The 22,963-nt window shown below is 46.5% G+C and carries 14 protein-coding genes; 6 read left to right on the forward strand and 8 right to left on the reverse strand.

Annotated features, from left to right (window positions below; all coding sequences use genetic code 11):
• Positions 1–10: 10 nt before the first annotated feature.
• On the reverse strand, positions 11–2,986 hold the full coding sequence (mutS, locus tag ACTXGJ_RS02400; RefSeq protein ID WP_443564982.1) for a DNA mismatch repair protein MutS: 2,976 nt from the start codon (positions 2,984–2,986) through the stop codon (positions 11–13).
• A gap of 220 nt (positions 2,987–3,206) precedes the next feature.
• Here mutS and secA point away from each other — a divergent pair, with 220 nt between their 5' ends.
• Both secA and ACTXGJ_RS02410 read left to right on the forward strand, forming a co-directional pair.
• On the forward strand, positions 3,207–6,011 hold the full coding sequence (gene secA / locus ACTXGJ_RS02405) for a preprotein translocase subunit SecA (protein ID WP_443564984.1): 2,805 nt from the start codon (positions 3,207–3,209) through the stop codon (positions 6,009–6,011).
• A 363-nt stretch (positions 6,012–6,374) separates the two neighbouring features.
• On the forward strand, positions 6,375–6,905 hold the full coding sequence (locus tag ACTXGJ_RS02410; protein ID WP_443564985.1) for a hypothetical protein: 531 nt from the start codon (positions 6,375–6,377) through the stop codon (positions 6,903–6,905).
• A 134-nt stretch (positions 6,906–7,039) separates the two neighbouring features.
• On the opposite strand, the gene ACTXGJ_RS02415 is transcribed toward ACTXGJ_RS02410, so the two are convergent.
• From ACTXGJ_RS02415 to ACTXGJ_RS02435, 5 genes are all read right to left on the reverse strand, one after another.
• Entirely contained in the window at positions 7,040–7,702 is a 663-nt protein-coding gene (locus tag ACTXGJ_RS02415) for a YsnF/AvaK domain-containing protein (RefSeq protein ID WP_443564986.1), read from the reverse strand.
• Positions 7,703–7,868: 166 nt separating this feature from the next.
• A complete protein-coding gene (locus tag ACTXGJ_RS02420) occupies positions 7,869–8,717 on the reverse strand; it encodes a DUF2382 domain-containing protein (RefSeq protein ID WP_443564987.1) in 849 nt (282 codons plus the stop codon).
• Between the two features lie 480 nt (positions 8,718–9,197).
• Positions 9,198–10,379 (reverse strand): thiolase family protein, encoded by a 1,182-nt coding sequence (locus ACTXGJ_RS02425; RefSeq protein ID WP_443564988.1) that lies wholly within the window; start codon positions 10,377–10,379, stop codon positions 9,198–9,200.
• Positions 10,380–10,566: 187 nt separating this feature from the next.
• On the reverse strand, positions 10,567–11,892 hold the full coding sequence (locus tag ACTXGJ_RS02430) for a homoserine dehydrogenase (RefSeq protein WP_439240171.1): 1,326 nt from the start codon (positions 11,890–11,892) through the stop codon (positions 10,567–10,569).
• 385 nt (positions 11,893–12,277) lie between these two features.
• Positions 12,278–13,147 carry a DsbC family protein gene (locus ACTXGJ_RS02435; protein WP_443564989.1) on the reverse strand — a complete coding sequence of 290 codons (870 nt, stop codon included), beginning with the start codon at positions 13,145–13,147 and terminating at the stop codon, positions 12,278–12,280.
• A 444-nt stretch (positions 13,148–13,591) separates the two neighbouring features.
• Between ACTXGJ_RS02435 and ACTXGJ_RS02440 the strand changes: the two genes are divergently transcribed.
• Positions 13,592–14,524: a DUF808 domain-containing protein gene (locus tag ACTXGJ_RS02440; protein WP_443564990.1), complete on the forward strand. Its 933-nt coding sequence runs from the start codon at positions 13,592–13,594 to the stop codon at positions 14,522–14,524.
• Positions 14,525–14,644: 120 nt separating this feature from the next.
• Here ACTXGJ_RS02440 and ACTXGJ_RS02445 read toward each other — a convergent pair whose 3' ends face one another.
• Positions 14,645–18,562 (reverse strand): Rne/Rng family ribonuclease, encoded by a 3,918-nt coding sequence (locus ACTXGJ_RS02445; RefSeq protein WP_443564991.1) that lies wholly within the window; start codon positions 18,560–18,562, stop codon positions 14,645–14,647.
• A gap of 1,062 nt (positions 18,563–19,624) precedes the next feature.
• On the opposite strand from ACTXGJ_RS02445, the gene ACTXGJ_RS02450 reads away from it, so the two are divergent.
• A complete protein-coding gene (locus ACTXGJ_RS02450) occupies positions 19,625–20,635 on the forward strand; it encodes an RluA family pseudouridine synthase (protein ID WP_439240162.1) in 1,011 nt (336 codons plus the stop codon).
• A 57-nt stretch (positions 20,636–20,692) separates the two neighbouring features.
• Positions 20,693–21,397: an HAD family hydrolase gene (locus tag ACTXGJ_RS02455; RefSeq protein WP_443564992.1), complete on the forward strand. Its 705-nt coding sequence runs from the start codon at positions 20,693–20,695 to the stop codon at positions 21,395–21,397.
• Positions 21,398–21,510: 113 nt separating this feature from the next.
• Here ACTXGJ_RS02455 and yihA read toward each other — a convergent pair whose 3' ends face one another.
• The gene (gene yihA / locus ACTXGJ_RS02460) at positions 21,511–22,269 is read right to left on the reverse strand and encodes a ribosome biogenesis GTP-binding protein YihA/YsxC (protein ID WP_443564993.1); all 759 of its coding nucleotides are present in this window, start codon (positions 22,267–22,269) and stop codon (positions 21,511–21,513) included.
• Between the two features lie 261 nt (positions 22,270–22,530).
• On the opposite strand from yihA, the gene ACTXGJ_RS02465 reads away from it, so the two are divergent.
• Complete coding sequence (locus ACTXGJ_RS02465) at positions 22,531–22,866, forward strand: c-type cytochrome (RefSeq protein ID WP_439240155.1); 336 nt, start codon at positions 22,531–22,533, stop codon at positions 22,864–22,866.
• The last annotated feature ends 97 nt before the right edge of the window (positions 22,867–22,963 follow it).

Raw genomic sequence — 22,963 nt, forward strand, 5'->3', positions numbered from 1 at the left:
ACAAACCCCTTTAGCGACTAATGAGTTGTTTGAGGCAATAGAGCATATCATGCGCTTGCTTGGGTGTTAGGCTATCAGGGTCCATATGATCTAGCTTTTCTTGTAGCGCAAGCCATTGATTTTGTTGCTGAATATCTACGGGTTTAGGTTCTTGCTCAGAAGAATTATTGAGGTTGGTCTTTGCATGAGGGTCATAGCGCTGCTGACGTTTATCCGTTACGGAATGAGTTAAGTCAGTTTTGTCATCAGTGTGATCGCCTTGATTCTGATCATAAGCAGTGGCGGTATTCGCAGTGAGCGTATCGAGCAGGTAGCGCTGGGCATCGGCGAGTACCGCTTGCGGGATACCGGCCATTTTTGCCACATGCAGGCCAAAGCTAGAGCTGGCGGCGCCGTCCTTGATTTTATGTAATAGTAATAATTGACCATCGACTTCGCTGGCGGCGACATGAACGTTACGAATCGCCTTATTTTGCTGTGCCAATTGCGTCAGCTCAAAATAATGAGTGGCAAATAAGGTTAAGCAGCCAATCTCTAACAGCTTATTGACGCAAGCATGGGCAATTGCCAGACCATCGGTGGTGGCCGTACCGCGTCCGACTTCATCCATCAGTACTAATGATTTATCGGTGGCTTGGTTTAAGATATTTGCTGTTTCTATCATCTCCACCATAAAGGTGGATTTGCCGCCAGCCAGATCGTCCGCCGAGCCGATACGGGTAAAGATGCGATCGATATCGCCAATATGGGCACTCTGCGCCGGAACAAAACTGCCACAGTGCGCGAGCAGTACAATCAGTGCAGTTTGGCGCATATAAGTAGATTTGCCGCCCATATTGGGCCCAGTGATCAGTAGTAAGCGCTCAGGATATTCGCTTGCGCCTAATTGACAGTCATTAGCGACGAAACGGTTAGTCGCATGGCTGTGAGGGTTCGCCTTATTTAATACTGCTTCGACCACCACATGACGTCCGGCTTTTATATCAATATGAGCGTTGTCATCCATCATCACCGGACGCTGCCAGTTATAAGTCATTGCCAAGTCGGCCCAGTTGACGAGCACATCGAGCTGCGCTACGGCGGCGCTGAGTTGCTGCAGCTCAGTTAGATGTCCGCTCAGCTCGCTAAGCAGCTGCTGATAGAGCTGCTTTTCACGCGCTAGCGCTAAAGTCTGCGCGCTTAGGTATTCGGTCTCTAGCTCTTTGAGCTCTTCGGTGATAAAGCGCTCGGCGTTTTTGAGGGTTTGCCTGCGGATGAAATGTGTTGGAGCGTGCTGAGCTTGCATCTTTGGCAGCTCAAAATAAAAGCCGCTGACCTTATTGAAGCCGACTTTTAGACTCGGCAGGTTATATTGTTGCCGCGCGCTATCTGCCATCGTATCGAGGGTGGCTTGGATATTATCATGCAAGTGCGTTAGCCGATCGAGGTCAGCATCGAAGCCTGCTGCTAGCATTCCGCCGTCGCGGATATGCGCCGGCGGCTCTTTGATGATAGCGCGCTCGATGCGTTCCGCGACCTGCTGCACGGCAGGTAAGTGGTCGGGCAGCTGTTGCATCAGCATCGGTAATAGACCGCTTTGCTCAGCTTCGATACCAGAGGCAGTTAATAAACGCGCGAGCTGCAGACTACTAGCGATAGCATCAGCGAGTTTACGCAAGTCGCGCGGTTTAGCGCTCATCAGACCGATACGGCTACTTATGCGCTCAATATCGCCAATGGTATTTAGCGTATCGCGCAGCTCAATCACTAAGGCAGAATTGTTTGAATGTGAAGTGGTATGATTGGCTGACAATAGCGCGCTTATCGCCTCCAAACGTAAATTGATACGCGTATGTTGACGTAGCGGCCGCTTCATCTGCTGCACCAGCAAGCGCTTACCCATCGGCGTTTGGCACTGGTTGAGCACGGATATTAGCGAGGTGCCATTGCTACTCACTGGGGTGAATAACTCAAGGTTTTGCTGACTACCGGCATCGATAATCAGATAATCGTCATTATATTCAACGATGAGCTGATTGACCTGCGGTATTTGCCGCTGCTGAGTTTGCCGCGCATAATGAATGAGCGCCGCGCAGCTGGTTTGCGCAAGCGGCGCTTGACTGATACCTAAGCCATCAAGGCGCTGTACAGCAAACTGCTCACAGAGGGTAGCGGCCGCATGATCGGGGTGAAAATCAGTGGCGGCGACTTCGATAATAGGACAGTCTAGCTGACCGCGCAGCCAAGCGAGCCACTGCTCATCGATAGTCTCACTGACTATCGTTTCACTGGGCGCAAATCGTGCTAGTACGGTGAGCATTTGCGTTTGTAGTTGGGCGCTAGCTTCAGCATAGTCCGCTGAGTCCGCGACTGTTAGCGTCTGCGTGGTCAGCGTGCCGGCGGCCAAGTCGAGCTGACTGATAGCGGCTTGTAGTGGTTGTTTGCTGTTCTTAGTCTTTGATGGCGTTAATAAGTCCGCCTTAATATCGATGGCGACAACGGTTGGTGTAGAGCCGGCGCTAATGAGCGCATCATCAGTGATGGTACCTGCGGTCAAGGTCTTGACCACCTCGCGGCGCATGATGCCATTATTCGGCGTAGTAGCGGCATTCTTTTTTTGTTTATCAGCGAGCACGGGCGTATTATGACTGGCTGATTCATCTATTTGCTCGCAGACCACGACGGTTTGCCCAGCGGCAATCAGCCGCGCCATATAGCTATCGGCGGCATGAAAGGGCACGCCTGCCATGGCGATGTTATTACCGGCCTTATCGTTACCACGGCGGGTGAGAGTGATGTCTAATATCTGCGCGGCGCGTTTGGCATCGTCAAAGAACAGCTCATAAAAGTCGCCCATCCGGTACAATAATAAAGCGTTTGGATAGCTGGCTTTCATGGTTAGATACTGCACCATCATCGGTGTATGGTGCGCCAAGTCAAAGACGGTATCGCCAATGGTTAATAGGGCATTGGAGTCAGAACTAGAATCAATGGGTTTAACAGGCATTCATCATCTCTTATTGGGCTTCGCTAAAGTAAAAAATAACCACTATTTTAACACGACACAGGGTAATTGATGGTAGCGAATATCTAGTCATTGCCCTTGTATCCATCAGCAGCATAACCATATATAATGGCGAAACACTTAATTGGGTGATAATAAAACGTCAAGCTAAATGTTGGCTTACACGCTTTAATTATTGAATATTTCCATAGGTTAAAAAATTATGTTATCAAAGATTGTAGGCAGTGTGGTTGGCACCAAAAATGACCGTGAGCTCAAGCGCATGCGCAAAGTGGTCACCAAGATTAATGCCCATGAGGCTGGCGTGCAAGCCCTGTCTGATGAGCAATTACAGCAAAAAACGGCGGAGTTTAAGGATAGGCATAAAAACGGCGAGAGCTTAGATGCGCTATTACCAGAAGCTTTTGCTGTCTGCCGTGAAGCCTCACTGCGTATCACTGGTATGCGTCATTACGACGTACAGCTGATCGGTGGTATTACCTTGCACGAAGGTAAGATCGCTGAGATGAAGACCGGTGAAGGTAAAACTTTGATGGCAACCCTCGCCATGTACCTAAACGCTGTCAGCGATAAAGGCGTGCACTTAGTCACCGTCAACGACTATCTAGCCGCGCGTGATGCTGATTTAAACCGGCCGTTATTTAACTTTTTGGGCCTAAAAGTCGGGGTTATTTACTCGCAGCAGCCCCCGCAAGATAAGGTCGATGCTTATCAAGCGGATATCACTTATGGGACCAATAACGAATACGGCTTTGATTATCTGCGCGATAATATGGTCTTTAGTTTGAGCGAGAAAAAACAACGTCCGCTAAATTTCTGTATTATTGATGAGATTGACTCCATCTTGATCGATGAGGCGCGGACGCCGCTGATTATCTCAGGGCAAGCGGAAGACTCTTCACGCATGTATGCACTGATTAATACCATTATTCCGCTGCTGATACGCTCAAAAGATGAAGAAGCCAATAAAGAGAACGAAGACGAAGACTTCTGGATCGATGAGAAGAACCGTCAGATCGAGATCAGCGAAAAAGGCTATGAGAAGATTGAGCGCTTTTTAATCAAAGTCGGCGAGCTTGGCGAAAACGAGAGTCTCTATAGCCCAAGCCGTCTACCGCTACTCGCGCACGTACAAGCTGCCATTCGCGCCCACCATGTCTTTGTCAAAAACGTCCATTATATCGTTGATGAAGGCGAAGTGGTCATCGTCGATGAAAACACAGGCCGGACGATGCCGGGCCGACGCTGGTCCGAGGGTCTGCACCAAGCGGTCGAGGCCAAAGAAGGGGTTGAGATTCAGGCCGAGAACCAAACACTGGCGACGACGACCTTCCAGAACTTCTTCCGTCTCTATGACAAGCTATCTGGCATGACCGGTACTGCGGACACTGAAGCGGCAGAATTTAAATCGACTTATGATCTAGATGTCATTGTTATCCCAACCCATAAGCCGATCGCGCGTGTCGATATGGATGACCAGATCTATCTGACTAAATTAGGTAAGTATCAAGGCATCATCCGCGAGATTAAAGAGATTCAGGCCAAAGGCGCGCCAGTGCTCGTCGGTACCGCAACCATTGAAGCCTCAGAAGAATTATCCTATTTACTCGATCAAGATGGCGTCAAGCATAACGTGCTAAACGCCAAGCAGCACGAGCGCGAAGCCGACATCATCGCGCAAGCGGGTAGCCCAAAGTCCGTGACTATCGCTACCAACATGGCGGGTCGTGGTACTGATATTATCTTAGGCGGTAACTGGGAGTCGTTTATCGAGGACCCCGAATCTGTATCACCGGATGAGATGCAGCGCCTCAAAGCCCAGTGGCAAGAAAAGCATGATCAAGTCGTCGCTGCCGGTGGCCTACATATTGTCGGCTCTGAGCGTCACGAGTCACGCCGTATCGATAATCAGCTACGGGGTCGTGCTGGTCGTCAAGGCGATCCTGGCATGTCACGCTTCTTCTTATCCTTAGAAGATGATCTGATGCGTATCTTTGCCGGCGACCGCGTGGTCAATATGATGAAGGCGATGGGTCTTAAAGAAGATGAGGCTATCGAGCATAAGATGGTCTCCAAGTCTATCGAAAACGCGCAAGGTAAAGTAGAGAGTCGCGATTTTGATGCTCGTAAAAACCTACTCAAATACGACGATGTCGCCAATGAGCAGCGTAAAGTCATCTATGGTCAGCGTGATGATTTGCTCGCCGATATGGATCTACTAGAAGCTATCGAAGCGATGCATCACGATGTCTATAACGCCATGATCAACCAGTTCATACCGCCAGGTTCTATCGATGACCAGTGGAATATCGATGGGCTAGAAGATGAGCTAGAGGACGAGTTTAAGCTCTATATGCCAGTCAATGATTGGTTAGACGAAGATCGTCGTCTCGATGAAGAGGGTCTACGGGCCAAGATTATTGAGACAGCGTTAGATCATTATCATGGTCGCCGTGAGCAGATGGGCGTCCGTGATGCCGCGCAGCTCGAGCGTCACTTTATGCTGCAAAGCTTAGATAAACACTGGAAAGAGCACTTAACGCAAATGGATCAGCTGCGAAAAGGGATTCATCTGCGCGGTTATGCGCAAAAAAACCCCGAGCAAGAGTATAAGCGCGAATCCTTTGAGCTATTCCAAATGATGCTTGGCGCTATCAAGTCGGAAACGGTACAAGACTTGTCCCGCGTGCACATACCGACTAAGGAAGAAATCGAAGCGTTAGAGGCGCAGCAACGCGCGGACGCCGAACGCATGCAAATGCAGTTTGAGCATAAAGATGCCGGCGGTCTGACCGGTGAAGAGCAACAAGCGGCGGCTCGTAACCCCAATCAAAACCAAAGCCAAAACCAAACCGCGCGGGCGAATCTAGCTGGTGCTGCAGCGGCAGGGGCGGGCGCTGCTAATGGCGCAGAGGGTAATCCTTATGCCAATATGAACGTTAGCCGTAACGCGCCTTGTCCTTGTGGCTCTGGCCTGAAGTATAAGCAGTGTCATGGCAAAATCTAAGCAGTCTAATGCTTAAATCGTTTATTGCTATTATCAACCCTCACCTGTCGTAGATGAGGGTTTTTTGTAGGCGCCGCTTTGTTTACTGATATTTTTACTGAATCTACTTTAAAACTCAGTAAACTATTTGCTAATATAAAGCGGATAGCTAGTGAGATTTATCGTTGGTTTATATTGCGCTAATAGCAATACCGCTTGTTTACAAATCCAATATAGGCGCATAAAGACGGACAAGCTATAGTATTGAACACGTTAAATCATCATAACTTTGATCGTCACAAACCTGATCGTCACTAACCTGATGATTATAAACTTAAGCATTTAACACTTTCAGTTCTCAGCACTTAAATTTAGGAGATAGGCATGAGCCTAAGATTATCAAAATCGTTACGAGCGTCTACCGTTATAACAGGAGTATTCGCTTGCGTCATTGGCCTTAGTGCTTGCCAACAAGAGCCTGAAACTGAGCCAAGCTTAGAAGACGATATTGCCACTGAGCAAGCGGTGCCGATGTCAGCAGATCCTGCCGAGCCTAATGATACCGTCATCGCTCCTGATGCTACGCTCAATGAGGTAGAAGACGACACGGTCGCTAGTGTTAACTCAGGGGTAACCCAAATCACTTATTTATGTGCGCCTGAGCTAAAAGTCGATGTCACTTATAAAGACGAGAGCAACGAAGCGGTGCTGAGCACAACTAAAGGCACTATCACCGTTAATAAAACCAATGAAGGCACGAATCCAGGAGTCTACGAAGGCACCACAACGATCGATGGTAGCGCAGGCTTTACCCAATGGCGGGTCGCGCATCAAGAGCGTGAGACCGGCGTGATTCGTACGTCTAGTGAAGGTGAGCCTGATATCACTACTTATCAATGCGATGAGACTGACTAACCCTCTTAGCTTCAAAGCTATTTGATCTAACGCTATTTTGAAAACTAACAAAGCCACGCTACTTTAAGTCAGCGTGGCTTTGTTAGTTTTACTTTGAGGTATATTTAATCCTTCGATCGTGACAATGGCAGGGGTTATTTGTTGGGTGTCTGTTGATGATCGTGTGCCAAAAATCCTTCTTCATTGACATCGAGCTCTTCGTGCTTCAATTCGACTTGAATACTGTCGGTGTGGGTATGGGTAGTTTTGCTAATATCGATCTCTTGAATCGCATAAGTGTCTTTGGTGATCGTCGCCACTTGTCTGGATAGCACAATCTCCACCGGTGCATCACCGATTTCGACTTGTTTGCCATTGATAGTCACCACCGCTTTGCTGTCCAAAGAAGGTTCCACATGGCGCAATATATCTTTGTCATCGAAGCTGCCTGAGAGCATATCTTGGCTTTCACTATCCTGATGTGCAGTAGTAACGGTAATGTACTCTTCCACCAACTCGATAGGCACCTCAATTCTTCTGGTACGCGCATGCTTAGTAACAGTCACTTTACCGACATCCAAACGCTCTTTATTGACCACCGGACGCTCTTCTAGTAGCTCAAGGTAGCCGCTACCAGTGTTTATCGTAGTCTGTGCCGCATCGGTCAGGCCGTCAGGAGCAGGCAATTTATGCTCATTAGTATGATCTTCTATTTTCTTATCTACACGCTTATCGGCATCGGTTTTATTAACATCAAAGTTATTAATATCAGAGGTGCTGTTACTGGGATTTAATGGTTTATCAGAGTTGTTATTCATAGTCATCTTCCTTGTTATTTTCAGTGGTGTGTCTAACCTAAGTGATATAGATACAAATTAACTTTAAACATAAAAAAAGACCAGAGACTAGCTCTGGCCTTAATTTACTGAGATAACTCAGCTGCTTTTAACTATCATAAAATACTATTATGAGTCGTTTAGCTTATTACATACCACGAGCGCGGCGGACGTCTTCGGCAGTGATGTCGTCACGGTCATACAAGTTACCTTCACGGTCGACGACATTACCTTCATCATTAACATCGAGCTCTTCACGCTGAATGGTTTCAACGATAGTCTCAGTATGACGCTCAGTGGTTTTACCAACACTGACTTCTTCTGTCACATAAGTATCTTTACCCACGCGAGCACGCTCTGCTTCTAGTTCTACTTCGACGGTTTCGCTAGCACCGACATCACCGATCTTACGATCAGAGACACGATCTACGTTGGTGCGCTGGATGTTGGCGTGTTCTTCTTCTAACTCTACATCCACGTTACGCTCTTCGGTAACCACATGCTTACCGACTTTGACTAAGCCTGCTACGATACGATCTTTATTTACGGTTAGACGCTCTTCTAATAGCTCTAAAGTGTTCGGTGCATCATAGTGAGTATCAGCAATCTCTACGTGCTCTTCAGCAGGTACAGTGTCTGCTACAAAAGCTTGACGATCTTTTTCATACTGCTCTTTATAGCTGTACTGATAGTCATGGTCATAGACTTCCATTGCTTCTACTTGTGATTTAGTCAAGCTATCAAAGAATACATCATCACCAACAATACGAGCTAAACCTGCAGGGACTAAGACTTCTTTTGAGCTGAACCAACCGCCTGCATCGACGATTAAGTAGCGAATGCGACCAGTAGTATCTTCTACTAAAGCGCCATCGATTTTACCGATTTTATCTTCGTTGACACCATAAGCAGTTTTGCCAGTTGGGTCATAATAGTCATCACCAATTAGGTCGCGGTGAGTCGCTTGAATATCTTGTAAACGGATAAGTTGGCTCATTATTATCTTCCTTTTTTATGAGTTGATTTTGTTTAAAATAATTTTATTTAAAATAATTACGGTAAATGTGATTCTCTAAACGTAAGATAGAGATACTAAAGACTTAGCACTCATTTCTATAAAAATCTCCGTTTTAGCAAAGCAAATTATTAAATTATTTTGCATAAATTGTTTTAATTGCTTCGCATCAACTGACTATAATATTATCAAGGGTAAATTACAGTTGGTATATGAGCGAAGTAGCAAAGTGTGCGATAGACGTAAAAGCGTGTAATAGGCTGTAAGTGCTATAACATGGCGCAGGTATAAGTTTACGGTTGTTTACAGTAAAGGTTTCATTGCACGGTTTTTCAGAGAACCACTAAAGACAACCGCTAAAAAGAACCATTAGAGAGCACTACTAACATAAAAAAACCGCATAGCCTTAGCTGATGCGGTCATAATATACAAACGGTAAGATAAAAAACCAATCAGCAAGCCTTATGGCAGTTCAATAGCGACCGCCACGGCTTCACCGCCACCGATACAAAGGGTAGCGACGCCTTTTTTGCCGCCTGTACGTTGTAGTGAGTTGATTAAAGTAACCAAAATACGCGCCCCAGAGCAGCCGACCGGATGACCAAGCGCACAAGCACCACCTTCAATGTTGACTTTGCTATGCTCGATATTTAGCTCGTCCATAGCAGCCATAGTCACCATGGCAAAAGCTTCATTAATCTCCCAAAGATCGACATCGGCGACTGACCAGCCCGCTTTATCTAAGACCTTTTCGATCGCACCTATAGGAGCGATAGTGAACTCGCTAGGATGGCGAGAGTTTGAGGCGGTGGCGATAATACGCGCTTGAAACTCTAAGCCCTCTGATTTTGCTTGCGACTCTTTCATCACTACCACTGCCGCGCCGCCATCTGAGATTGAGCTGGCATTAGCTGCGGTGATAGTACCGTCTTTGGCAAAAGCGGGGCGTAGATTTGGGATACGCTCAGCGTTTGCAAGACCAGGCTCCTCGTCAGTATCGACGGTTTGTTCGCCTTTGCGAGTCTCAAAAGTGACTGGGGTGATTTCGTTGTCGAAGTGGCCATCTTTGATAGCGGTTAGCGCACGATTCAAAGACTCAATAGCAAATTCGTCCATTTGTTCGCGGCTATAGCCTTTCTCATTCGCCATCTCTTGCGCGAACTGGCCCATAAGCTTGCCGGTTTCGGCATCTTCTAGACCATCTAGGAACATATGGTCTTTGACTTCTTTATGGCCCATACGGTAGCCTGCGCGTGCACCTGGCATGATATAAGGCGCATTAGTCATCGACTCCATGCCGCCCGCGACGGCGACGTCGAAGCTACCTGCTTTGATACCGTCATAAGCTTGCATCACCGCTTTGAGGCCAGAGCCGCATAGTTTGTTGATAGTGACCGCGCCAGTACTATCTGGCAAACCGGCTTTACGCATGGCTTGGCGGGCAGGGCCTTGACCCAAACCTGCGGTCAAAATACAGCCCATAATCACTTCATCCACACTATCAGCGCTGACGCCAGCACGCTCAATAGCGGCTTTGATGGCCGCAGCGCCCAAATCCGCCGCATTGACATCTTTTAGAGCGCCCTGAAAGCCGCCCATGGGAGTACGCGCGCCATTGACGATTACGATTGCATCATTTGACATAGTTATTCGTCCTTTTTAGTATTCATTTTTGCTATTGGTATTCTTTGTTAATGAAGATTTTACAATAACCTTGCTTTTATTATAGGGGCAAGCTTACTGTTTTAAAACGCTCAGTTTTATACTGATAGAGTGATAAAAAAGCAGCTCAGACATTAAACAAGGTTTTTAGACCAAGTGGTTATAGCCGTTAAGCCAACTCATCCAAGCGAATGCGTACCACTTTGCCGGTGATAGCCTCGAGCTTCTCTATCTTTTCTATCGCGAGGTTCATCTGACTCTCTACCACTGGCAAGGTCAAGATAATGACCGGCACTTGACCAACTTTGTGCGCAGGTTTTTGCAAAATCGCATCGATATTGATACCGGCATCACTCAAGATACGAGTGATATCTGCTAGCACCCCTGGATTATCAAAAGCGTGTACGCGCAGATAATAACCGCTAGTCATCTGCTCAGCGCGTAAGATAGGCGTGTCAGATAGCTGCTCGGGCTGAAATGATAAGTGCGGCACATGTTTGGCAGCAACATCACTGCCGATCACGCGCACCAGATCCATCACATCAGCCATTACCGCAGAAGCGGTCGCTCCAGCCCCAGCCCCATCACCGTAATACAGCGTTTGACCAAGTGGATGCGAATTCACCAATACCGCGTTTTTGACCCCATTGACATTCGCCAGTAAGGCGTCTTGCGGGATAAGTGTTGGATGAACTCGCAGCTCAATACCAGCCTTGTCGTCATCGCCGTCTCCATCACGGCGAACCGCGAAGCCAACGTGTTTGATACGGTAGCCCAACTCCTCAGCGTAGCTGACGTCTTGTAAAGTAATATCAGTGATGCCTTCGCAATACACTTTATCAAACTGTAGCGGAATACCAAAAGCAATAGACGCAAGCAGTGCAAGCTTGTGCGCAGCATCAATCCCTTCAACATCGAAAGTCGGATCCGCTTCAGCGTAGCCAAGCTCTTGTGCCTCGCTTAGCACTTCAGCGAAAGGACGACCCTTATCGCGCATCTCCGTCATGATGAAATTGCCGGTACCATTGATGATACCTGCTAGCCAATCAATTTTATTGGCGGCTAAGGCTTCACGCATAACTTTAATAATCGGAATACCACCAGCGACCGCAGCTTCATAAGCGACATGGACGTTATTGGCTTCTGCCGCCGCAAAAATCTCATTACCGTGCTCAGCAAGTAAAGCTTTATTGGCGGTGACCACATGCTTACCGTTGTTAATGGCTTGCAGAATAACGTCTTTTGCAAGGGTAGTGCCGCCAATGACTTCGATGACAATATCGACATTATCGCTTGCCGCTACTGCCATTAGATCGGCATTTTGGGTAATACTGGCATCAATATCTTCACGCTGACGACGGGTACCGACTTCAGTGATGGTAATATCGCGTCCGCTACGGCGCTTAAGTTCGTCTAAATTGTCATTTATCAAATGGACCACACCAGTACCGACAGTACCGAGTCCAAGTATCGCTAGCTTTATGGATTTACTCACAGTATCCTCAAAAATTAATAAGTGTATAAAAAAGATAAGTCAGGGTTATCAGTGTACTCAGTTAAACTACCAAAAAACGCCCTTAAAAGTGAGATAAAGGCTTAAGTAAGGAGACGCTTAGTTAACTGCTAGGTTCTATTGAGCAGTTACCAATAATCTTTGTCAGTGACACAGCGGAATGTTCAGTGCACCTTACTCTAACGCTGATCTTATTTAACGCTTTATCGTATCATACCGACAAGCAGTCGTTGCGTCTATGCAATGTTGCTGACTTCGATGTTGTTGACTGCAGTGTTATTGATGACATATCGACTGAGCGTTCGTTACTATAACAATCCACTATGAAATATAATACAGTGCTACTAGGATTGATTTTTCGCAGCCGCTACTTAGTGGCATTTATCGCTTGCTCTAGCTGAGCGGCGGGTAGATAACCACCCACTTGATACCCGGTTTCGGTAAAGATAGCTGGCGTACCGCGCACGCCAAGACTCGCCCCTAAAGCCATTTGTTCTTGCACGGGGTTTGCGCAGCTAGGAGCTTGTACGTCAGCGCCCATTTTTGCTTGATTCATAGCTGCCTTGCGATCTTGACTACACCATATAGCTTCCATCTTGGGAATAGATTCTGGACTACGAGGCCAAGCTAAATAACGAACCTCAATACCGCGAGCATTGATATCGGCAATCTCTTCGTGCAACTTACGACAGTAGCCGCAGTCTGCGTCAGTAAAGGCGTACACTACTGATTTGGTTGCACCCGTTGCTGGGAAAATCACCATGTCTTTTTTATCGACGCGCTCTAACGCTTCTTTTGCGGTTCTAGCGACTAAATCTGCACTGATATCGACAGGTGTCTCGCCTCCGACAGCGATGATCTGACCTTGAATGATATGCTTGCCGGCTTTATCCGTGAAGAAGGAGGGCAGACCTTCGGCGCTTACCCAGTAGATACCATCCATATCAGTTGGCACAGCAGAGATAATAGTCTCCTCAATACCAGAGGCATTTAGGTTAGCTTGCAAGGCGCTCACTACTGCCGCATCGTTGTCTTTCGCTGGTGTGCTGGCCGCTACAACGGCTTGTTTATTACTGACAACCTCAGAGCTGGTCGCGTCAGCAGCATTGTTTGAACATCCGGCTGCTATCACTACCAGTAGAGTACTCATCATCGCTCGCGTCAATCTATTGCGTCTGGGACTATTAGCAGATTTGTGGCTAGCCGCGCCATCTGTTGGAAAGGGGAGTAGAGACATATAACATTTCCTATAAGCGCTAGCGCTTATCTATATAACATTTCCTATAAGCGCTAGCGCTTATCTATGGTTTGGTAGTGGATGCAGATAAAGCACAAGTAAAACCGAATAAAACTTAAATAAAACCGAATAAAACATTGTATCTTAACATATTTTATTAAATAGACGCGAAGCTAGATATTTTTACCTTAGCCTCACCTAAGAAACAGACAGCATCAATATGAATATCCGTGTCGAATTTTATACAGCCTTTGTAAGGAAATCAAAAATAAAATACATTCTTACTATGTAATGTCATTCTGGTTATGTCATCATTAGCTAGGTTTTCTATGATTAATCTAATAAAAAGACATAGATAGAAAATAGGCACAGACAGACATAAGTGTCGATATACCGTTATTTGTTAAAGCATAATTATAAATTCATAACTTTTAAGGAATATACATGGCAGGTGCCAGTTTATTAACGCTACTTGATGATATCAGTGTGATATTGGATGACGTATCGGTCATGACCAAGGTCGCCGCAAAAAAGACAGCCGGAGTGTTAGGCGATGATCTAGCGCTGAACGCTGAGCAGGTCACGGGAGTCAAAGCCAATCGTGAGCTACCTGTGGTTTGGGCAGTCGCCAAAGGTTCTTTTATAAATAAGCTCATATTAGTACCAGCCGCGCTGATTATTAGTGCTATCTATCCGCCGTTAGTTACTTTTTTGCTAATGTGTGGTGGTCTGTTCTTGGTTTATGAAGGCGCTGAAAAAGTCATCCATAGATTTTGGCCACATGCATTATCTGATGACGAAGAACACACGGCTCGTCTACAAGCCAATGCGGATGAAAACGTTGATTTGGTGGCTTTTGAGAAACGCAAAATAAAAGGCGCTATCCGTACTGACTTTATTTTATCTGCAGAGATTATTGTGATTGCCTTGGGGTCGACAGCCTCGGCAACGCTTCTTGAGCGCAGTTTAGTATTATCTATTTTAGCCATCGCGATCACGATAGGTATTTATGGTCTAGTGGCGGGTATCGTAAAAATAGACGATCTGGGTTTACATCTAATGGAGAAAGAAGGTAACTTCACCCAAAAAGTCGGTAAAGTATTATTTGCTGCCGCGCCTAAACTGATGAAGTTTCTCTCTATTGCGGGTACCTTAGCGATGTTCTTAGTGGGTGGTGGTATTTTAGTACATGGTATTGGCTTTTTGGATCATGGGGTAGAGGATATCGCCCATTTGACAGGCGTTTTCGAAAGCGTGACTACCGCTATCTTAAACGGAGTCATCGGCTTTATTATCGGCGCTATTATCGTTGGTGTTTTTACTATCGTTAGCAAAATGCGCGGCGGTGATGATGATGCAAAATCAGCCGCACATTGATTTGCCATTAAAAGCACTAAGCAAATAAAAAGCCCTAACAAGCAAAAGCCCCGATAGTTAACTATCGGGGCTTTTGAGTATCGGTGCTGCTACTATTTTCGATAGCACAAGCGACTGTCATTAGCTATCTGCTTCTTTATCGACATTCTCTGCTTCAGCCTTTTCTGCTTGTGTGGGCTTCTTATGCTCAGTCTTTGGCTTACGCGTTCGCGCTTTGGGCACTTTTGGCGTTGTCAGATTAAACATTCCCGTTTGTGGTAATAACTGCTCAGCCACATTTTCGATCATGTTTTTATAACTGGCAATAGTCGTTTTTGACTTTTCAGCCCCGGCACTGTCTGTCGCTGCTGCTTCGCTATCGGCAGTGGCAGGCTCATTAGCCACGCTCGTCTCCAGATTTTCCTGGCTAGCAAGCGCCTGATCTTCCTGCAACAGTTGCTCACTTTCGGCTGCAATGCTTTCAGCTTGCGCCTCTCTTGATAGCGCAGTAGCTTCTACGTCATCAGCGTCCACCTCACTAGTGTCGCCTGCGACTTCAGGCACAGTCAAAGTTGCTTGCTGAGTCGTTCCTTTATAGTCAGGATGCTGACCACGGGGATCATTACTCGCGCGCTGAGCGATAGGACGCGGCGCTACTGCGGTTTTGCCTTGCTCTATTGCCACTTGGCTTGTGGCGGTAGTCATAGCCGAAAAGCGCTGAAGGTACTCGGCACTTAGCGAGTCATAGCCATAGTTGCTAAAGCTAAAGGTGCTGATATCGACAGTAGCAGAGCTAGTGTTTTGCTTAGCAGTACTATCTTCTGCCCCCGCCTTTTGCTGTGAATGCTCAGCTATCGCAGCAATAAAGCAATGGATCACGCCTTCATCGGCTAAGCGCTTCTCAGCCGAAGCTAGAGTCGCTCGAATAAAAGCGCCAACCGAGCCGCGAATGCTAGGCGTAGGACTGACTACAGCAGCAGCTGAGTTGTCCGCTTGTGGCTGAGCATTTGCTAATTGCTGACTGCGTACTACGCGCGGGTCATTGCTGGCTTGACCAAACTTATTGGCGGTGACGTAACGCGCTGCAAATAAACTATCATGGTCAAGAACAAAGGCGCGGCTTGGCTCAGCCGTCTGCTTGTCGCTAGCGACGTCAGCTGCAGCAGTCGCTTCTTTATGCTCGCCAGTAACAGTTTTATCAGCGTTTTGAGTGCTATCCGCCGGCTTCGCGTTTTCAGCTTTTACGCTAGCAGCGTCTTTGTTAGCTTCCAAACTTGCGCTTTTTTCGCTGTTATTCGCACTTTCTTTAGCCGTCGTTTGACTTGCTTTTTGCGCGTCAGTCTTCTTGTCAGACGCTTGCTTATCCGTTTTCGAGGGTCGGGAGGCGGGCGCTTTGCTATCATCTAGTGACAGATGCACGACTTCCGGCGTCTTGAGCTGCACGGGCGCTTCATTGACCTGTAACGTGACTTCGTTAGGATCTTGATTGCGGCGAGCGTGAGTCGCAGCTTGCGTGTCATTATTACGACGCGGCTGGCTGTTTTGCTTGCCATTATTTTGCTTAACGTCCTCACTCTTAACTTGGTCGTCAGAGCTAGATTGTGCTGTAGCGTCTAGCGTCTCGCCGCGCTCAAGCGAACCCCGTGAGCTACGTTTGCTATGCGGCTTGCGCTTAGCAAGGGTTTGCTCATTAGAGTCGGTATTGCGCTGATTGCTTTGACGCTCATTACTGCCATTACGATCATTATCGGTATTACGATCACTATGACGCTTATCAGAGCTGTTTTTATTGTCAGTTCTGCTATCTTGACGACTGCCGTTAGCCGCATTGTTAGTAGCACTGTCGTTATCGCCTTGACTGTGGTTACTACTCGAGCCATCGCGCTGCTCTTTTCTTTGCTGCGACTTCGAAGACTGTGAAGATTTGGGCTTACGGGTCTTACGGCGACGTCTATCATCGCCTTTGCGCTCTTTATCATCATTTTTGTGTTGACGTTCAGACCCTGTATCATCAGCGCTTTGATCTTGGTCTTGCGGGCTTGCAGCTGCGCTTTGGCTTAAAGCACTGCTATCGGTTTGACCGAGTGAGCCTAAGCTCTGCGCGCCAGTATTGACCAAAGCCTCTATCGCTTCTGCGGCATCGCGACTACTGACATTAGCGACTTTAGCTTGCGGGGCTTTCGCAAACAAGTTGGATAACCAAGCGACGGCTTGCGGCTGCGCGGTAGAGCTAGTAGTTGCGGTTTGGCTGGCATTGCTCGAGGCGTTACGGTTGGTTTGATTACGATGCTCGTTACTATGATCGCTGTGGGTTACCGTACGATCAGCCGTGTGTTGCTGGCTTTGAGTCCGGCTCTCACTATTATTTCGGGCGCTACTTTGCGAGCCATTTGCCTGACGAGAGTTTGTGCTGTCGTTTTCAGCCTTATTTTGACTGCTCTGATTAGGGTTATTGGGCTTTGAGTTTTGACGAGGTTGGCGCGTCGGCTGCTGCTCTGGGCGCTCATTTTCGGCCGTTTGCCAATCGACATCGTAGCCCAGATCGTTATGCTCTTGCTGCTGGGTATCGGTGATACGCTCATAGCTTGAGGGCGCAAAACCATCGCGATTGAAGTGCAATTTGAAGTTTGGCGATTCTAAATGCGCGTGCGGCAAGATAGTAATGCGAGTACCGCTGTCTTGCTCAAGATAGACTAAGCTGTCGCGCTTTTCATTTAATAAAAAGGCGGCGATATCAGTCGGTACTTCTGCTTGTACTTCACCTTGACGCTCTTTTAGCGCGATCTGCTCAATCTGACGCATAATCGATAGCGACAGCGAGCGTAAGTCACGAATCATACCGTTACCATGGCAGCGTGGGCAGATATAGCCGGTTGACTCTTCTAATGATGGACGCAGACGCTGACGGCTCATCTCCATCAAGCCAAACTTAGAGATATCGCCGAACTGTACGCGCGCGCGGTCATATTTGGTGGCGTCAACCAGCCGTTTTTCGACTTCTTTTTGATGCTTATTGTCATTCATATCGATAAAGTCAATAACGATAAGACCGCCCATATCACGTAAGCGTAGCTGACGGGCAATCTCATCAGCAGCTTCTAAGTTAGTATGATAAGCGGTTTCAGCGACGTCTGAGCCTTTGGTCGACTTGGCTGAGTTAATATCGATGGAGACCAGCGCTTCGGTTTGATCGATGACGATAGAACCGCCTGAGGGCAGGCGCACTTCACGCTGATAAGCGGTTTCGATCTGCTTTTCGATATTAAAGCGGGAGAACATTGGCTCGTAATCCGTATATTTACGCAGTTTTTCCGCCTGTTTTGGCATCACCGCATCAATGAAACCGGCCGCCTCAACGTAGGCGTTTTCGTTATCAATCCAAATCTCAGAGATATCATCACGCAGATAATCGCGCACCGCACGGGTGACCACGCCAGCTTCTTGATGTACGAGGCGCGGGGAGGGGTATTTTTTATTTTGCTCTTGGATGGCTTGCCAGATGTTGAGCAAGTGGTTGAGATCGTGCTGTAAGTCTTCTTGTGTTTTACCGATACCGGCGGTACGGATGATGACGCTCATGCCTTTGGGCAAATCAAGATTGCCAAGCATACGCTTCATATCTTCACGCAGCTTACCAGATATTTGACGAGAGATACCACCGCCGCGAGGGTTATTGGGCATTAGTACTAAGTAGCGTCCAGCCAGTGACACGTAAGTGGAGAGCGCCGCGCCTTTATTACCGCGCTCTTCTTTCTCGACTTGCACGATAAGCTCATCGCCTTCTTTGATGAGTTTTTTGATATTCTCATCACGTGGATTGCCGCTTAAATATTCGGTGGAGATTTCGCGAATCGGCAAAAACCCTTGGCGCTGTGAACCATATTCCACAAACACCGCTTCTAAGGATGGCTCGACACGAGTGACATGACCTTTATAGATGTTGGACTTTTTTTGTTCGCGGGTACGGTTTTCTAGATCGAAATCGTATAGATGATTGCCTTTACACAGGGCAACACGAATCTCTTCGTTTTGAGTAGCGTTGATCAAAATGCGCTTCATATTAATATCCTATGAGGACGCACAAGCACGACAAGTTAGGTTTCAGGCTGATGGGCAAGTAGAGCTGATTTTCAGCTCAGCGCTTATAATAATGTTTACAAAATAATAGAGGGGGTATAAAGGCATATTTGCTTTGCAAAGTTTGCGCCGCCAGTCGCTATGATAAACGAGCCGTTTAAATACGCTTCTCTTTACGGGACTAAGAGGCTTACTGTCAAGCTGCTGATAAAATCTAGAGGGTGTAAAGCTATAGATTCTATTTTATAGCGTCATTCACAAAACTGTGGTTTAAATATTCTTCTAAAAATTGATTGTTCTGACTTTGGTTGTCCTAATAAGAATTGCCATTGTGAGCAAACCATAAGTTTTTTTGTATTGAGCAATCAATCAATATCCTTGATACAGTGATTGTAAGCGTTCAGTTGACAACAATGGTCGTAAGTCACTGGTTGTCAGTCTAGACCTGCAAAAGAGGTTATCTATTATTTTATAAGTAAAGCATTTATTACAAGGATAGTTTTTTGATAATTTATAACGGTACTTCAGGCTAGCGGGGCGTACTTGGCAAACAAAATAAATATTCAAGTTTCAGTCATCTTATTTCGCAACAAAGTTAAACGCCTTTTTGGGCACATCTTAGGCGTTAATACTAATATTTATCGTTAATACTAATGCTTATACGTTGAGGCGAATAGGGACTAACATAGCTACTAAGCTATAGGTAGGATATCGTCGCTACCAGTTAAATCTGTTTGACCGCCAATAGTTTTTTTAAACTAATTTAGTAAGTCAGCTATTCATTATCAGTTCAAACTACTCTTACTTGCTCAATAGCGCGACCTTAGCTGATGAATAAACAAAGGATTGTAGGTCCTAATTTAAACATAAGTTATTATTTAAGCTGTCGTTATGCGCGTATTAAGTAAATGGTATTTGGTTTATTAGCAAATATCTTGCTTTAAAATCGGATGAGACGCGTAACATTACCGCCACCCGTGCTCAACATGCTAAACTATAACAAATCTTTGTGTAAATACCTAACTAAAAATGACGAATTCTACAATGACCGATGATAAACCTAACCATGAAGCCCCTGTGATATTCAATAGCAAAACCCGTCCGCAAAGCGCTGACGACGAAATTGGTAATTTTGGTAAGGTTAATTACTTAGAAGTCACTCGCCATCAGCACGATCAGCGTTTAGATAACTTTTTGCTGAACCGTCTAAAAGGTCTGCCAAAAGCGCATATCTATAAGATGATTCGCTCCGATGAGGTACGCGTCAATAATAAGCGCTGCAAAGCTCATGATCGGCTGCAGCGCGAGGATGTGGTGCGTATTGCACCGGTACAGCTCGCTACTCGTGATAAGCCTATTATCAGTACTGAGTTTGCTGAAAGTCTGCTTGAGCGCGTGGTCTATGAGGATGAGGGCCTAATGGTATTAAATAAGCCCTCAGGCATCGCTGTCCATGGCGGCAGTGGCCTTGACTTTGGCGTAATCGAAGCCATGCGCGAGGTCACTGGCAAAAAATACTTGGAGCTGATCCACCGCATTGACAAAGATACCTCTGGGCTGCTAATGATCTCCAAAAAACGCTCAACACTCAAGACCTTGCAGCAGCATTTGGTCGATAAAACCATTCAAAAGCATTATCTGTGTATTGCCAAAGGTCAGCCAGTGATGAGCGAGCAGCGTATTGACGCGCCTCTACTGCGCTATACGGTAGCTAACGGTGAGCGCCGCGTCAAAGTCGAGACACAAGATGAGCAAGCCAAAGACAGCCAGACCGATATTATCGTCCATAGCCGCTTCACTATTAATGAGCAGCCCGTCAGCTTAATAGAAGCTAAGCCGCTAACGGGACGTACCCATCAGATACGCGTACATTTAGCACATATTGGTCACGCCATTTTAGGCGATGATAAATACCATGTGCATGATAAATCTGGCGTCCACCGCCTCTGCTTGCATGCCTGGCGTTTGGATATTCCTGGCTATAAGATGATTACCGCGCCATTACCGGAAGATATGGCGGACTGGCTCCCTGAGCAAACTGAGCTGCCAGAATAAACCTAGCTATCCGATTGATTATAGCTGTGAGAAGCAAGTTAAAATAAAGGCCAATTTATGACCCAAGCCACTATTGAGCGTAGTGTTCCCATCAATGACTTACGCCCTGAGCATCATTTAGCCCATAAAGCGCTGATTATCTTTGATTGGGATGGGACGTTAATGGATTCAATCGGGCTGATCGTTGAAACCATGCACATCGCAGGCGAGGCGCACGGTTTTATTACTAACGACAAAGCTATCAAAGATATCATAGGCCTAAGTCTACTAGGCGGTATTGAGATACTCTACCCGCAGGCAAGCGCAGAGCAGCAGTTGGCTATTCAGCAAAGTTATGCCGATTATTATATTGCTAATAGCCCGCGTACGCCGTTTTTTGCGTCGATAGAAGCCATGTTAAAGAATCTAAAGTCTCAAGGTAAACAGCTTGCGGTCGCGACAGGTAAAAACCGTCGCGGGCTTGATCGGGTGATATCAGCCTCTGCTAGTCATGAGTATTTTATAATGACCCGCTGCGCCGATGAAGCAGGCTCGAAACCTGATCCGCAGATGCTTCATGATATTTTAAATTTTAGCAAACAGCCGGTCAGTCGTGCGGTTTATATTGGCGATAGTATCTATGATATCCAAATGGCAAATCGTCTAGGAATGACGAGCATCGCTGTCGATTACGGCACTGCAACTCATGCAGAGCTTGCCGCGCAGCAGCCCACTTATCAGGTGCAGACTCCTGAAGCATTAGCCGAGTTACTGTTTTGTTAGCAAAAGTATAGCAAACGGACCCTAAAAAACAGGCTACCTCATCTTCAATAAGGTAGCCTGTTTTTTTGCTCAATGAACAGTATTTAAATAAGCAGGTTCATCGGTTACTCATTTTAGTGCTCATTACTATTACTGACAGAGTTTTTCACTTCAATCTCATCGGATTGTGTTACAACCGTTTCGCTAGCTTGCTGCTGTAACATACCGTCTGCGTCAAGCTTGTAGTCGTACCAATGCCCCATCACTCCAGCTAGCTCCTCTAACCCTTCTTTTCTGAGCGCTGAAAACAGCTGAATGCTGCAATTTATGCCGATCTTTTTAAGATGCTTACGCATATTTAGCAGCGCATTTTTGGAAGCGCCGTATTTAAGTTTATCTGCTTTAGTTAGCAAGATATGTACGGGCAGCTCGCCTTCTTTTGCCCAGTGCAGCATTTGCTCATCAAAGAACTTCAAAGGATGACGGATATCTGTCAATAGCACGAGCCCCGCAAGGCTCTCACGCGAGACCAGATATTCTTCTAGCTCTACTTGCCATTCTTTTTTCATCTCCAGCGGTACAGCCGCATAGCCATAACCTGGCAAATCTACCAAGCGTCTATCGGTGTCGCCGATTTTGAAAAAGTTAATCATCTGCGTGCGCCCTGGAGTCTTGGAAGAGCGGGCAAGCTGACGCTGATTGGTCAAAGCATTGATAGCGGATGATTTACCAGCGTTTGAGCGCCCTGCAAATGCAATCTCCAACCCAGCATCAGGCGGGCAGAGGCGAAAAGTAGGCGCTGAGGTCATAAACTCAGTTTGCTGAATACGTTGACGCGATTTGGTATTGAATGCGGCGTGCTCACTAGCAACGTCGCTGTAAGGGGTGCTCATAACGGACTCATTATTGAAATAATTAATAAAGGCATTATATCAATAACAGCCCAACATTAAAGCAAATAGGCACTTGAGATTGCTCAAAGCGCGTGAATTAATTAATGGCACTAAATGTTGAGCTATACGAGGGCTTGCTGCTTTTCCTCCTATAACCTGTACCATAATTAAACAGGAGGAAACTATATTAATATGACATATATTGTTACAATACTAGCAAGTGCAGTTGCAAAACAACCAATCCACCAAAGGAGGTGTCTTATGCGTTCATTACTGAAAACGGTTGCAAACACCAGTCGTACTTTGGGCGGTAGTGTCGCTGCGGTGATGCTAAGTAGCATGCTGATGAGCAGTCCTGCTGTGGCTGATATTGCCACTACTTATGATAACTCGTGTGCAGCCTGCCATGATAGCGGTGCGCTAGGTGCTCTAAAGAAAGGCGATAGTGCGGCCTGGGCAAAGCTGAAACAGCAAAAAGGGATGCCAGCCTTAGTTAGCTCAGTAAAAAACGGTATGATTCAGATGCCAGCGGGCGGCTTATGCGATGAGTGTAATGATGATGACTATCGTAAATTAATTGATTACATGAGTAAATAAGGGTTAATTAATGCCTTGTTGTTGGCTTTTTAGGGGGCTAATCTCATGATAAAAACCCTTAGGTATGATGATTAAGTAGGCAAATCCATCAAAGTCT

The sequence above is a fragment of the Psychrobacter sp. 1Y11 genome, from assembly GCF_052259045.1.
GTDB lineage: Bacteria > Pseudomonadota > Gammaproteobacteria > Pseudomonadales > Moraxellaceae > Psychrobacter.